Source organism: Mitsuaria sp. BK041, assembly GCF_014193085.1.
Classification (GTDB): Bacteria; Pseudomonadota; Gammaproteobacteria; order Burkholderiales; family Burkholderiaceae_C; genus Roseateles.
The window spans coordinates 3,111,004-3,123,507 of the sequence record NZ_JACHYT010000001.1 but is presented as its reverse complement, the minus strand read 5'-3'; the positions used below and the strand labels follow the sequence as shown (position 1 = coordinate 3,123,507).

The 12,504-nt window shown below is 69.6% G+C and carries 11 protein-coding genes; 1 reads left to right on the top strand and 10 read right to left on the bottom strand.

Annotated features, from left to right (window positions below):
- The first annotated feature begins 115 nt into the window (after window positions 1-115).
- Window positions 116-1,249: a glycosyltransferase gene (locus tag FHT38_RS13180; protein WP_183492044.1), complete on the top strand. Its 1,134-nt coding sequence runs from the start codon at window positions 116-118 to the stop codon at window positions 1,247-1,249.
- Between the two features lie 46 nt (window positions 1,250-1,295).
- On the opposite strand, the gene FHT38_RS13175 is transcribed toward FHT38_RS13180, so the two are convergent.
- The 10 genes from FHT38_RS13175 to serC form a co-directional block, all read right to left on the bottom strand.
- Window positions 1,296-2,372, bottom strand: a complete 1,077-nt coding sequence (locus tag FHT38_RS13175) for a glycosyltransferase family 2 protein (protein ID WP_183492043.1) — start codon at window positions 2,370-2,372, stop codon at window positions 1,296-1,298.
- A 7-nt stretch (window positions 2,373-2,379) separates the two neighbouring features.
- Window positions 2,380-3,159 (bottom strand): glycosyltransferase, encoded by a 780-nt coding sequence (locus FHT38_RS13170; protein ID WP_091733214.1) that lies wholly within the window; start codon window positions 3,157-3,159, stop codon window positions 2,380-2,382.
- A gap of 17 nt (window positions 3,160-3,176) precedes the next feature.
- Complete coding sequence (gene lapB, locus FHT38_RS13165) at window positions 3,177-4,334, bottom strand: lipopolysaccharide assembly protein LapB (protein ID WP_183492042.1); 1,158 nt, start codon at window positions 4,332-4,334, stop codon at window positions 3,177-3,179.
- Window positions 4,324-4,623 (bottom strand): lipopolysaccharide assembly LapA domain-containing protein, encoded by a 300-nt coding sequence (locus FHT38_RS13160; RefSeq protein WP_091733220.1) that lies wholly within the window; start codon window positions 4,621-4,623, stop codon window positions 4,324-4,326. Before FHT38_RS13160 ends, lapB begins: the two co-directional genes overlap by 11 nt.
- Window positions 4,624-4,769: 146 nt before the next feature.
- Window positions 4,770-5,084 carry an integration host factor subunit beta gene (locus tag FHT38_RS13155; RefSeq protein ID WP_088403971.1) on the bottom strand — a complete coding sequence of 105 codons (315 nt, stop codon included), beginning with the start codon at window positions 5,082-5,084 and terminating at the stop codon, window positions 4,770-4,772.
- Window positions 5,085-5,263: 179 nt separating this feature from the next.
- A complete protein-coding gene (gene rpsA / locus FHT38_RS13150; protein ID WP_067063579.1) occupies window positions 5,264-6,949 on the bottom strand; it encodes a 30S ribosomal protein S1 in 1,686 nt (561 codons plus the stop codon).
- 195 nt (window positions 6,950-7,144) lie between these two features.
- On the bottom strand, window positions 7,145-9,166 hold the full coding sequence (locus FHT38_RS13145) for a bifunctional 3-phosphoshikimate 1-carboxyvinyltransferase/cytidylate kinase (protein WP_183492041.1): 2,022 nt from the start codon (window positions 9,164-9,166) through the stop codon (window positions 7,145-7,147).
- A 43-nt stretch (window positions 9,167-9,209) separates the two neighbouring features.
- A complete protein-coding gene (locus FHT38_RS13140; RefSeq protein WP_091733223.1) occupies window positions 9,210-10,100 on the bottom strand; it encodes a prephenate dehydrogenase/arogenate dehydrogenase family protein in 891 nt (296 codons plus the stop codon).
- 33 nt (window positions 10,101-10,133) lie between these two features.
- The gene (gene pheA, locus FHT38_RS13135) at window positions 10,134-11,234 is read right to left on the bottom strand and encodes a prephenate dehydratase (RefSeq protein WP_147242426.1); all 1,101 of its coding nucleotides are present in this window, start codon (window positions 11,232-11,234) and stop codon (window positions 10,134-10,136) included.
- 43 nt (window positions 11,235-11,277) lie between these two features.
- Window positions 11,278-12,405, bottom strand: a complete 1,128-nt coding sequence (serC, locus tag FHT38_RS13130) for a 3-phosphoserine/phosphohydroxythreonine transaminase (protein ID WP_183492040.1) — start codon at window positions 12,403-12,405, stop codon at window positions 11,278-11,280.
- Between the last annotated feature and the right edge of the window lie 99 nt (window positions 12,406-12,504).

Below are 12,504 nucleotides of genomic sequence, written 5' to 3'. Positions count from 1 at the left end.
GCACAAGCCGTTCCCGCCATGCAGCCGCCTGCTCCACGGCCTCTTCAAATCGCCGCCTTGAGCGCGTGCGGGATCGGTGGGTCGGTAACCGAACGTGCGCCGATACACTGCCGCGATGCTCCCTTCCTCCCCGAGCACGACGGCAACGCCTCCTCGCCGCCGCGTGCTGCACTTCGTCACCGGCGGCTTCTCGGGCGCCACGCAGGTGGCCGTCGACCTGTGCCTGGCGCAGCTGCACAGCGAGCGCATCGAACCCATACTCGTGCTGCGTCGCAAGCAGCGCACCGAGAACCCCACCAAGCTCGACCGCATCCAGGCCCTGCGCGACCAGGGGCTGCCCGTCTACCTCGTGCCGGGCTGGGCCCATCTGGTCACCGTCTGGGCCCTGCGTCGCCTGTGCGAACGCCTGCGACCCGACGTCGTGGTGGCGCACGGTTTCCCCGAACACCTGCTCGGCCGCCGTGCCGGGCGCCTGGCCGGCGTGCCGGCCCTGGTGCAGGTCGAGCACAACTCGCGCGAGCGCTACACCCCCTGCCGACGCGCGCAGGCGCGCCGTCTCAGCGCCGTGAGCGCGCGCCTGGTCGGGGTGTCGGAAGGCGTGCGTCGACGCCTGGTTGAACTGGGCATGCCGGAAGAGAAGACGGTCGCCATCCCGAACGGCATCCGCCTCGAGCGCTTCGCCGCCGCGGACGCCCATCCGGCCAGCGGTCGCGAACCCGGCATCGTGATGTCGGCCCGCTTCGCCCGTCAGAAGGATCCGCAGACGCTGATCCGCGCGCTCGCCGCGCTGCGCGAGCGCGGCCTGCAACCGGTGCTGCAACTCGCCGGCGGCGGCAAGGCCTCCTATCGACGCGCCACCGAGCGGCTGACCCGTCGACTGGGCCTGGACGGACAGGTGCGCTTCCTCGGCCATCACAGCGATGTCCCGGGCCTGCTGATGAGCCAGCGGATCTTCGTGCTGTCGACCCACTGGGAGGGCATGCCGCTGGCGCTGCTGGAAGCGATGGCGGCGGGGTGCGCGTGCGTGGCCTCCCTGGTGCCCGGCGTGGAAGGGGTGCTGGAGGACGGACGCACCGGGCTGCTGGTGCCCGAGGCGGACCCGGTCGCGCTTGCCGACGCGCTGGAACGCCTGCTGCGGGACCCGGAACTGGCCGGCCGTCTGGGCGCCGCCGCGCGGGCGCGCGCCATCGAGGAACACGGGGTCGACCTGATGATGCGTCGCTACGAGGCGCTGCTGCTGTCGCTGTGAGGCGTGCCGCGAGGCCTGCCGGCGACGCGGCGCCCGTTGCGGCGGTTCAGGTCGCCGCGGCGGTGCGCGGCCCTTCGGCGCGGCGCAGCCAGTAGCGCAGGCGCAGCGCGCGGACGAACCAGCCGCGCCGCTTGTAGGCCCGGTCGAGCTCGCGCAGCGCGATCGGCGACGCTTCCTCGAAGGCCTGCCGGAACATGGCGACCGCGCCGGTGCAGCCCTCGGGCAGCGCCTTGTCCGCCATGCGCGAGGCACCGATGAAGTTGCGCGCGGCAAAGTGGGCCCAGGCGAACAGGGCGTCGTCGTCGAGCCCCTTGCCGACCGCCGCGTCGCGCAGGTTGGCGAGCGCGTGGGCCAGATGCTCGGCCTTGGTGAGGTTGGGGGTGGCCAGGATCGAGCCCTGGCGCTGGCGGTAGGCCACCCAGACCGCGGGCTCGTACCACGCGGTGTCGGCCAGCAGCGCCAGGAAGGGCGTGGTGGCCATGTCCTCGAAGTAGCGGCCGACCGGGAAGCGCAGCTGCTCGCCCCAGAGGCTGCGCCGCGCGATCTTGGACCAGCTGTGCATCTGGCCGGCCTCGAAGAGCCCCCGCAGCAGCCGCGACGGATCGCGCAGCAGCTGGCGCTCCGGGCCGAAGAAGGTGCGCCGGTGCATCTCGCCCCGCAGCTTGTGCTTGAGCTTGACGCGCTCGCGCAGCATGAAGAAGTCGCACAGCACCAGCGCCGGCGCGTGCTCCCGGACCACCGCGCGCAGGCGCGGGATGGCGCCGGGCATCAGGTAGTCGTCGGAGTCCAGGAACCAGACGTAGTCCCCGCGCGCCGCCTGCAGCGTCGTGTTGCGCGCGCCGGAGAGCCCCTGGTTCTGCGCGTGGAACAGCCCCCGCACGCGCACCGGTCCGGACGCGTGCGTCGCCACCAGTTCGCGCACCAGGGCGTCGGAGCCGTCGGTGGAGCAGTCGTCCACCATCAGCACCTCGACGCCGTCGTCGGCCTGGGCCAGCACCGAGTCCAGGCACTCGCGCAGGTAGTCCTTGACGTTGTGGACGGGAATCAGCACCGACAGCCACGGCGCGTTGGTGCCGGCGTCCTCGTTGACGCCCGGGGACGACAGGTCGGATGGGCTGCTCATCGGCGCCTCACTCATGCCAGTGATCGGCGATCCACGCCGCGGGTTTCGGGCGACGCCAGTTGCCGTTGCTGCGGCCGGCCAGCGCGTCGGGCGGATTCATGACGCCGTGGAAGATCAGGATCCGGGCGCCGTCCGGGATGAACGGCGCCCGGAAGTAGTTCATCGGCCAGCGCGGGATGCTGTGGTACTTGAAGCTCGCGCACCATCGCGCGTCCCAGTAGCTCAGCAGGCCCTTCTTGTGCATCTCGTCCGAGAGGTAGGCCTGTTCGTTGCGGAACTTCGCGCGGATCGCATCGAAGTCGCGACGGAAGGTCGCCAGCACATCCGGATGGGCGCCCAGGGTGAAGCGGTAGACCGACGAGTTGCCGGTGATGCGCCAGGGACGCTTCCAGTCGTGAATGATGAGGAACTCGCCCGGCACCTCGAAGAAGGGTGTGATGTCGTCGACGATCACCACGTCCAGGTCGAGGAAGAGGGCGGTGCCGCTCAGGCCGTACTGGGCGACCAGGTCGTCGCTGAAGGTGGTCAGCTTGGTCCACCCGCGTTCCGGGCTGCCGGGCGGCAGGTCCAGCGGCGGGATGGGCCGGCATTCGACCTCGGGCCGGATGCCGTCGGTGCGATCGGTCAGGCAGACGAAGCGGAAGTCGCCGCGCAGGTGCCGGCGCACCATCGCGTACAGGCGGTTGACGTACTCGGGACCGTACTTGGTGCCCCACTTCATGCAGAGGATGACGCGGTCGCCGCCCGGGGCCGCGGCAGGCGGCGGGGTGGTCGCGGGGGAGCTCATCGGTGTGGTCATCGGGCTCAGAGCTCTTCGACGTGACGGGGCGGGTAGCTGTCCCAGCTGAGGCAGCCGGGGCATTGCCAGAAATAGTGCTGCGACTCGAAGCCGCAGGCGGCGCAGCGGTAGCGCTGCAGCGGCCGCACCGCGCGCTGCAGCGCGGTGCCGACGAGCTGGGCCTCGTCGTCGTCCAGCGGCTGCTGGCGCGCCTGACTCTGCTGCAGCAATTGCGTCGCGGCGGACAGCGCCGGCTCGACCCGCAGGTGCTCGGCCAGGCGACGGCGCTGCGCCTCGGGCGCCGGTTCGAGCAGCGCGATCGCCTGCAGCAGCGCCATGCTCGGATGGCGGCGGTACTGGGCCTCGATCAGCACCAGCGCCTGCGCGGCGGTGCCGGTGGATTGCGCCGCCTGGGCGTAGTCGCGCGCGACCAGGTTGAAGGCGTCGGGATTGGCTCTCAGCAGCTCGGCGTACAGGGCCATCGCGCCGGTCTGGTCGCCCTGGCGCGCGAGCATCTGGCCCAGCAGCACGTAGGCGCGGGCCGACTGCGGCGCGCGGGCGCGGGCCTGGTCCAGCCAGCGGCGGGCCTCCGTCACGTCCTGGCGGGCCTGCGCCTCCAGGGCCAGCTCGCACCAGTAGTTGGCGATGCGGCTGGCGAAGCTGCCGGTGCCCGCGGCCTCGAGCTGCTCGGAGACCTCCGCCGCCTTGGCCCATTCGCGCGAGCGCTCGTACAGCGACAGCAGCGCCAGCGCCGCCTCGTGGTCGAAGGCGGTGCCCTTGAGCGCCTCGTAGGCGGTCTCGGCGCGGTCGAACAGGCCGGCCTTGAAGAAGTCCTGGGCCAGCGCGTACTGCGCGCGGTCACGTTCGGACTTGGGCAGGTCGCCGCGCGAGAGCAGGTGCTGGTGCACCCGCACGGCGCGTTCGTATTCGCCGCGGCGCCGGAACAGGTTGCCCAGCGCGAAGTGCAGCTCGGAGGTGTCGGGATCGGCCTGCACCGCCTCGATGAAGGCGTCGATGGCCTTGTCCTGCTGCTCGTTGAGCAGGAGGTTCAGCCCCTTGAAGTAGGCGCGCGGGGCGTCGCGCTGTTCACGCTTCCACTGGCGCGAGTCCAGCTTGGAGGCGAGCCAGCCCAGGCCGAAGACCAGGGGGACGCCGATCAGCAGCCAGCTCAGATCAAATTCCATCGGGGATCTTGGGGTCGTTGGCGGAGGCGGTCGCCGCCGAAGGCGGCAGGTCGTCCGCCGGAGGGAGCGAGCGCGCGGCGGCGCGCTTGTGGCGCCACCAGGCCGGGATCATCGCCAGCACGCCGAAGGCGCAGCCCAGCCCGAAGGTCAGCAGCACCACGATCACCAGCGGAGCACGCCATGCCTGGCCGAAGAACCAGTGCACGACGATCTCCTGGCTGTTGTTCAGCGCGAAGGCGAACAGGCAGAAGAACAGGAAGGCGCGGAAGAGCCAGACCAGGATTCGCATGGGGGGCGATTCTAGGCGCGTGCGAGCACCGCCAAGCCCAGTGCATGACGTTCGGCAGGGCGAGTCCCCCGTCAGGGGCGGGACACCCTCCAACGGGCGAAAAAAAAGCGCCGCGATGCGCGGCGCTCCTGCCTTGGGCGATGGGCTCAGGCGGCCTGCTGGTCCTCGTCGGTGACGGGCAACTGCGCGTCGACGGCTTCGCGCAGGGCCTTGCCCGGCTTGAAGTGCGGCACCAGCTTCTCGGGGATCAGCACCTGCTCGCCGCTGCGCGGGTTGCGGCCCATGCGCGGCGGGCGGCGGTTGATCGAGAAGCTGCCGAAACCGCGGATCTCGATGCGGTGGCCGCGGGCCAGCGCGTCGGACATCGCGTCCAGGATGGTCTTGACCGCGAACTCGGTGTCTCGCTGCGTGAGCTGGCCGAAGCGCTCGGACAAGTGGGCCACCAGGTCGGATCGGGTCATGGTCGTCAGCATCTGAAGAAAAAACAGGCTCGCTGCGGAGCGAGCCTGTCGAAGCGCTTGAGCGTCGGTTGGGCGTGTCTGCGGCGGTCAGGCTAACTCAGCCCGCCGCCGACCAGAACAAGGGATTCTCTTGAGCCCCGGACACCACGCTGCGCGTGGCGCCCAGGTCCCGCGAGGGATCAGCCGTTGTTCTGGTTGTCCAGCTTGGCGCGCAGCAGGGCGCCCAGGCTCGTCGTGCCGGCGTTCTCACGCTCGTTCGACTGCGACAGGCGCTGCATGGCTTGCTGTTCGTCGGCGTTGTCCTTGGCCTTGATCGACAGCTGGATGCTGCGCGACTTGCGGTCGACGTTGATGATCACGGCCGAGACTTCGTCGCCTTCCTTCAGCACGTTGCGGGCATCTTCCACGCGGTCGCGGGCGATTTCCGAAGCGCGCAGGTAGCCGGTGACGTCCTCGCCCAGATCGATCTCGGCGCCACGCGCGTCGACGGTCTTGACCTTGCCGGTCACGGTCATGCCGCGGTCGTTCACCGACACGAAGGTCGAGAACGGGTCGCCGTCCAGCTGCTTGATGCCCAGCGAGATGCGCTCGCGCTCGACGTCCACGGCCAGCACGATGGCTTCGACTTCCTGGCCCTTCTTGTAGTTGCGGACGGCGGTTTCACCCGGCTCGTTCCACGACAGGTCGGACAGGTGCACCAGGCCGTCGATGCCCTGGGCCAGGCCCACGAACACGCCGAAGTCGGTGATCGACTTGATCGGGCCCTTGACGCGGTCGCCGCGCTTGACGTTCTCGGCGAACTCTTCCCACGGGTTGGCGCGGCACTGCTTCATGCCCAGCGAGATGCGACGCTTGTCTTCGTCGATCTCCAGGACCATGACTTCCACTTCGTCGCCCAGCGAGACGACCTTGGAAGGCGCCACGTTCTTGTTGGTCCAGTCCATTTCGGAGACGTGCACCAGGCCTTCGATGCCCGGCTCGATCTCGACGAACGCGCCGTAGTCGGCGATGTTGGTGACCTTGCCGAACAGGCGGGTGTTGGCCGGGTAGCGGCGCGACACGCCGAACCACGGGTCGTCGCCCAGCTGCTTCAGGCCCAGCGAGACGCGGTTCTTCTCGGCGTCGAACTTCAGGACCTTGGCCGTCAGTTCCTGGCCGACCGTCACCACTTCGCTCGGGTGACGGACACGGCGCCAGGCCATGTCGGTGATGTGCAGCAGGCCGTCGATGCCGCCCAGGTCGACGAACGCACCGTATTCGGTGATGTTCTTGACCACGCCGTTGACGATGGCGCCTTCGGTCAGCGTCTCCAGCAGCTTGGCGCGCTCTTCACCCATCGAAGCCTCGACCACCGCGCGACGCGACAGCACAACGTTGTTGCGCTTGCGGTCCAGCTTGATGACCTTGAATTCCATGGTCTTGCCCTCGAACGGGCTCATGTCCTTCACCGGGCGGGTGTCCAGCAGCGAACCGGGCAGGAAGGCCCGGATGCCGTTGACCAGGACGGTCAGGCCGCCCTTGACCTTGCCGGAGACGGTGCCGGTCACGAAATCGCCCGATTCCAGGGCGGTTTCCAGCGACAGCCACGAGGCCAGGCGCTTGGCCTTGTCGCGCGACAGGATGGTGTCGCCGTAGCCGTTTTCGATCGCGTCGATGGCGACCGAGATGAAATCACCGACTTGGACTTCGACTTCGCCCTGGTCGTTCTTGAATTCGTCGACGGGCACGTAGGCTTCGGACTTCAGGCCGGCGTTGACGACCACGAAGTTGTGCTCGATGCGGACGACTTCAGCCGAGATGACCTCGCCGGCGCGCATGTTCGACTTCTGCAGCGATTCCTCGAAGAGGGCGGCGAAAGATTCCATTTGGGACATGTGAGATTTCCTTGCCAGGCACAGAGCGTCCGGCGGCTTGATGCGTCAAGCGGCCTGATCCGAGAGGTGCGAAGGCTTGTGTTGCAAGCGGACTTGCGGGTTAGGTTGTCGAATACGTCACCCCCAGTGGACTGGCGTCCGGAGGGAGGGGTGACGCTCCTGTTTGCGTGTCGACCTGAAAGCGCCTCAGACCTTGAACGGACCGCGTTCCTGCCACCACCTCAACACCAGATCACGGGATTCCCCGATGGTCTGCTGCGAGTTGTCCAGCTCGATCGCGTCCGCGGCAGCCTGCAGCGGAGACGCGCTGCGACCCTTGTCGCGAGCGTCCCGCGCTTCCAGATCAGCGCGCAAGCTATCGATATTAGCCGGAATTCCCTTGGAAATCAATTGCTTGTGACGTCGCTCGGCCCGCGTGGCGGCACTGGCGGTCAGGAAGACCTTGAGCGCCGCGTCGGGGAAGATCGCCGTGCCCATGTCGCGCCCGTCGGCCACCAGGCCGGGCAGGCGGCGGAAATTCAGCTGCAGCTGGTGCAGCGCGCGACGCACCGCCGGATGGGCGCCGACCTGCGAGGCCATCAGCCCGGTCGCTTCCTGGCGCAGCTCGGCCGAGACGTCTTCTTCGTCCAGCAGCACCCGGCCCGATTCGAACTTCAAGTCCAGCGTCGGCACCAGCGCCGCGACCGCCTCGCCATCGGCCAGGTCGACATGGTGGCGCGAGGCGGCCAGCCCGGTCACCCGGTACAGCGCGCCGGAATCCAGCACGTCGTAGCCCAGCGCCTGCGCGACCTCGTCGGTCAGCGTGCCCTTGCCCGAGGCGGTGGGGCCGTCGATCGTGATGACGGGAATGTCCTCCACGTTGGCGCGGACGACACCGAACAGCGTCTCGAAGTAGTCGGGGAAGGTCTTGGCGACGCATTGCGGATCCAGGATGCGCACCGGCACGGCGGGCCCCTGGCGGTCGTCCTGCAGGCCGTTGAAGGCCGCCAGCGAGAAGCACATCGCGACGCGGTGGTCGTCGTAGGTGTGGATGGCCGCCGGCTTCCAGGCCTTGAGCGGATGCACACGCAGCCAGTCCGGGCCTTCCTCGACCCCCGCGCCGAGCTTGCGCAGCTCGGTCGCCATCGCGGCGATGCGGTCGGTCTCCTTCACGCGCCAGGAGGCGATGTTGCGCAGCGTCGTCGGGCCGTCGGCGTACAGCGCCATCACGGCCAGCGTCATCGCGGCGTCCGGGATGTGGTTGCAGTCCAGGTCCAGCGCCTTCAGCGGCCAGGCGCCGCGGCGCACCTCCAGCCAGTTGGGGCCGATGTCGACCTGGGCGCCCATCGCCTGCGCGGCCTCGACGAAACGGACGTCGCCCTGCACCGAGCTCGAGCCCACGCCCTCGATGCGCACCGGCGCGTCGGTGGCGGCGATCGCGCCGAGCGCGACGAAGTAGGACGCCGACGACGCATCGCCCTCGACGTGCACCTCGCCGGGCGAGCGGTAGCGGCTGCCGGCGGGAATCACGAAACGCTGCCAGTCGTCGTCGCGCTGGACCTGGACGCCGAAGCGCGCCAGCAACTCCAGCGTGATGTGGACGTAGGGCTTGGAGATCAGCTCGCCGGTGACCTCGATGACGAGGTCCCGCTGCGCGACCAGGGGCAGGGCGAGCAGCAGGGCGGTGAGGAACTGGCTGGAGACGTCGCCGCGCACGCGCACCGGCGCGTCCAGCGTCAGCGCCGCCGGCCCGTTGAGCCGCAGCGGCGGATAACCCTCCTGGCCGAGGCAGTCAATCGGGCAGCCCAGCGCGCGCAGCGCGTCGACCAGGTCGCCGATCGGGCGCTCATGCATGCGGGGCACGCCGGAGAGTTCGAACTGGCCGCCCTGCGTGGCCGCCAGCAGCGCGAGCGCGGCGGTCAGGGGGCGCATCGCCGTGCCGGCGTTGCCCAGGAAGAGCTTGGCCTGCCGGGTAGTCAACCGGCCGCCGATGCCGGTCACCGACAGCACGCCGTCCGCGCCGGTCTCCAGCTGGCAGCCCAACTCGCGCAGCGCGGCCAGCATGACCTTGGTGTCGTCCGAGGCCAGCAGGTCGTGCACCCGGGTCACGCCCTCGGACAGGCCGGCCAGCAGCAGCACCCGGTTGGAGATGCTCTTGGAGCCGGGTAGGGACACGGTGCCCGCGGCGCCGCGCAGCGGGGGCAGGTCCAGGAAGGGAATCTTGTACATGGCGCGGTGGGCGCGCGGCGCGCCGCGCACACGGAAGGGAGGGTTACTTGGACTTCGACGGCGGCGCGGCCGGGGCACCGAGCTGCCATTGCGCGCGGCCTTCGGAGGCCTGCCGGATCATCGTCTCGAGCGCGTGCGCGTCGCCCTGGCGGATCGCCTGCTCCATCTGGTCCAGCACCTCGCGGAAGCGCTGCGACTGCGTCAGCAGGTCCTGCCGGTTGGCCATCAGGATGTCGCGCCAGACCGTCGGATCGCTGGCGGCGATCCGGGTGAAGTCGCGGAAGCCGGAACCGGCCAGGCTCAGGAAATCGCGGCCCGAGGGCTGTCTGGCGACCGAACTGAAGTAGGCGTAGGCCAGCAGGTGCGGCAGGTGGCTGACCGCGGCGAAGGCCTCGTCATGGTGGTGCGGTGCCATCTTGAGCACCTGCGACCCCAGCGCCGACCAGACGTCGGTCGCCTTCTGCACCATCTCGGGCCGGGTCTGCTCCAGCGGCGTCAGGATGACCTGGCGGCCCTGGTAGAGCGCGGCATCGGCATGCTGCACACCGGCGCTTTCCTTGCCGGCGATCGGATGTGCGGGCACGAAGCTCGGGAACTGCTTGCCGAGCGCGCGCTTGGCCGCGTCGACGACATCGCTCTTGGTCGAGCCCACGTCCATCAGCAGCACGTCGGCCCGCACCAGGTGGCGGATGGCCTTGAGCGTGGACTCGGTCGCGGCGACCGGCACCGCCACCAGCACGATGTCCGAACCGGACACGGCCAGCAGCGCCGATTCGGCGGCGATGTCGATCACGCCCATGCGGCGGGCGGTGTCGGTCGTCGACGGGCTCTTGCTGTAGCCCACCACCCGGCGCACCAGGCCGGCTTTCTTCATGGCCAGCGCGAACGAGCCGCCCATCAGGCCGCAACCGATCACGCCGAGTTGGTTGTACATCGCAAGGAACCTCTTTCGCTCAAGACTTCAGCGTCAGGACTTCAGCGGGTAGGCGCCGATGACCTTGTAGAACGCGCACAGCTCCCGCAGCTCCGCCAGCGCCGAGGCGACGTGCGGCTGCGACGGGTGGCCATCCAGGTCGATGTAGAAGTAGTACTCCCACTGACCGGTGCGGGCCGGGCGCGACTCCAGGCGGGTCATGGACACGCCGTGCTTCTTCAACGGCACCAGCAGATCATGCATCGCGCCCGGGCGGTTCGCCACGGAGACGATGAGGCTGGTGCAGTCGCGCCCCGTGGCCGGGGGGGTGGCCATGGTCTGCGGCAGGCAGATCACGGCGAAACGGGTGCGGTTGTAGGCCTCGTCCTGCACCGCGTGCGCGGTGATGTGCAGGCCGAACAGCGTCGCCGCGCGCTCGCTGGCGATCGCGGCGTAGGCCGGGTTCTCGGCCGCCAGCCGCGCGCCTTCGGCGTTGCTGGACACGGCGCGGCGCTCGGCGTTCGGCAGGTGCTTGGACAGCCAGTTCTGGCACTGCGCGAGCGCCTGGGGATGCGCCAGCACCGCCTCCACGCCTTCCAGCGAGTTCTCCTTGCGCAGCAGGTTGTGGCGGATCAGCAGGCTGACCTCGCCGACCACATGCGTGGGCGTGTGCAGGAACAGGTCGAGCGAGCGCGTCACCACGCCCTCGGTCATGTTCTCGACGCCGACCACGCCGTACTGCGCGCTGCCGGAGGCGGTCGCGTGGAAGACCTCGTCGAAGCTGTTGCAGTAGATCAGGTCGGCGGCGCCGCCGAAGTACTCGATCGCGGCCTGCTCGCAGAAGGTGCCGAAGGGGCCCAGCACGGCCACCCGCTGCGGCGACTCGAGCGCGAGGCAGGCGGACATGATCTCGCGCCAGATGGCGGCGACGTGTTCGCCCTTGAGCGGGCCCTGGTTGGCCGCCTTGATCTTGGCGATGACCTGGGCGACGCGGTCGGGGCGGAAGAAGGGCGTGCCGTCGCGGCGCTTGATCTCGCCGACCTGCTCGGCGACATGGGCGCGCTGGTTCAGCAGCGTCAGCAGTTGCGAGTCGAGCGCGTCGATCTGGTCGCGCAGCGCGAGCAGCTCGGGGTCGGCCACCGGGGCCGGCGGCATCGGGGCGTCGCCGGGCGCCTCGGGCAGGGGGGTGTTCGGCGTGTCAGCCATGTCGGGTTTCGAAGTCTTTCAGGTAGCTCACCAGGGCCTGGACGCCCTCCAGCGGCATCGCGTTGTAGATCGATGCCCGCATGCCGCCCACCGACTTGTGGCCTTTGAGTTGCAGCAGCCCCCGCTCCTTGGCGCCAGCCAGGAAGGCGTCGTTCAGACGCTCGTCGCGGAGGAAGAATGGGACGTTCATCCGCGAGCGGCACGACGCCGCCACGCGGTTTTCATACAGGGAGGAGCCGTCCAGCGCCGCGTAGAGCAGGGCGGCCTTGTCGATGTTGCGCTGCTCGATCGCGGCCAGGCCGGTCTTGCCGCCGTACGCGAAGCGCTTGAGCCACTGGAACACCAGGCCGGCGACGTAGATGCCGAAGGTCGGCGGCGTGTTGTACATCGACTGCGCCTCGGCCACGATCTTGTAGTCGAAGGCGGAGGGGCAGATCGGCAGCGCGTGGCCCAGCAGGTCGTCGCGGACGATGACCAGCGTCAGACCGGCCGGGCCGATGTTCTTCTGCGCGCCGGCGAAGGCGAGGCCGACCTTGGACCAGTCCACCGGGCGCGACGCCACATGGGAGGAGAAGTCGATCGCCAGCGGCGCGTCATGGCCCAGTGCCTGGAGGTCGGGCAGGGCCTGGAATTCGATGCCGTCGATGGTCTCGTTGGTGCAGACGTGCACGTACGAGGCGTCCCGGCGCAGCTGCCAGGTCGAGGGCGCGGGAATGTCGAGGTAGCGGCCGTCGGCGCCGGGAAGCTCGGCGGCATTGGCGGCGATGCGAACGTCGGCATAGCGCCTGGCTTCGGCGGCGCTCTTCTTCGACCAGGAGCCGGTGACGACGACGTCGACCGCGCCGCCGCGCGACAGGTTCAGCGGCAGGATCGCGTTCTCGCCGAGCCCGCCCCCCTGCATGAACAGGATGCGGAAATGCTCGGGCACCTGCAGCAGCTCGCGCAGGTCGGCCTCGGCGGCTTCGTAGATCGAGATGAACTCGCGGCCGCGGTGGCTCATCTCCATCACGCTCATGCCGGAGCCGTGCCAGTCCAGCATCTCCTCGGCCACCTGGCTCAGGACCTCGGGGGGGAGGGCGGCGGGACCGGCGGAGAAGTTGAAGGGGCGGACGGCTGGCATGGGGAGGGCGCGGTGAGAACGGGACGACAGCCGGGGCGCCGACGCCGGTCGACCGGATCGACGCGGCGGGGCGCCCCGGGCGGAGCGATGCCGGCCTGG

What these genes read in the sequence shown, in the direction of transcription:
- rpsA (WP_067063579.1), bottom strand. Translation starts at nt 6,949, where the DNA reads ATGGAATCTTTCGCCGCCCTCTTCGAGGAATCGCTGCAGAAGTCGAAC.
- FHT38_RS13140 (WP_091733223.1), bottom strand. Translation starts at nt 10,100, where the DNA reads ATGTACAACCAACTCGGCGTGATCGGTTGCGGCCTGATGGGCGGCTCG.
- FHT38_RS13145 (WP_183492041.1), bottom strand. Translation starts at nt 9,166, where the DNA reads ATGTACAAGATTCCCTTCCTGGACCTGCCCCCGCTGCGCGGCGCCGCG.
- FHT38_RS13155 (WP_088403971.1), bottom strand. Translation starts at nt 5,084, where the DNA reads ATGACCCGATCCGACCTGGTGGCCCACTTGTCCGAGCGCTTCGGCCAG.
- lapB (WP_183492042.1), bottom strand. Translation starts at nt 4,334, where the DNA reads ATGGAATTTGATCTGAGCTGGCTGCTGATCGGCGTCCCCCTGGTCTTC.
- serC (WP_183492040.1), bottom strand. Translation starts at nt 12,405, where the DNA reads ATGCCAGCCGTCCGCCCCTTCAACTTCTCCGCCGGTCCCGCCGCCCTC.
- pheA (WP_147242426.1), bottom strand. Translation starts at nt 11,234, where the DNA reads ATGCCGCCGGCCCCGGTGGCCGACCCCGAGCTGCTCGCGCTGCGCGAC.
- FHT38_RS13175 (WP_183492043.1), bottom strand. Translation starts at nt 2,372, where the DNA reads ATGAGCAGCCCATCCGACCTGTCGTCCCCGGGCGTCAACGAGGACGCC.
- FHT38_RS13180 (WP_183492044.1), top strand. Translation starts at nt 116, where the DNA reads ATGCTCCCTTCCTCCCCGAGCACGACGGCAACGCCTCCTCGCCGCCGC.
- FHT38_RS13160 (WP_091733220.1), bottom strand. Translation starts at nt 4,623, where the DNA reads ATGCGAATCCTGGTCTGGCTCTTCCGCGCCTTCCTGTTCTTCTGCCTG.
- FHT38_RS13170 (WP_091733214.1), bottom strand. Translation starts at nt 3,159, where the DNA reads ATGAGCTCCCCCGCGACCACCCCGCCGCCTGCCGCGGCCCCGGGCGGC.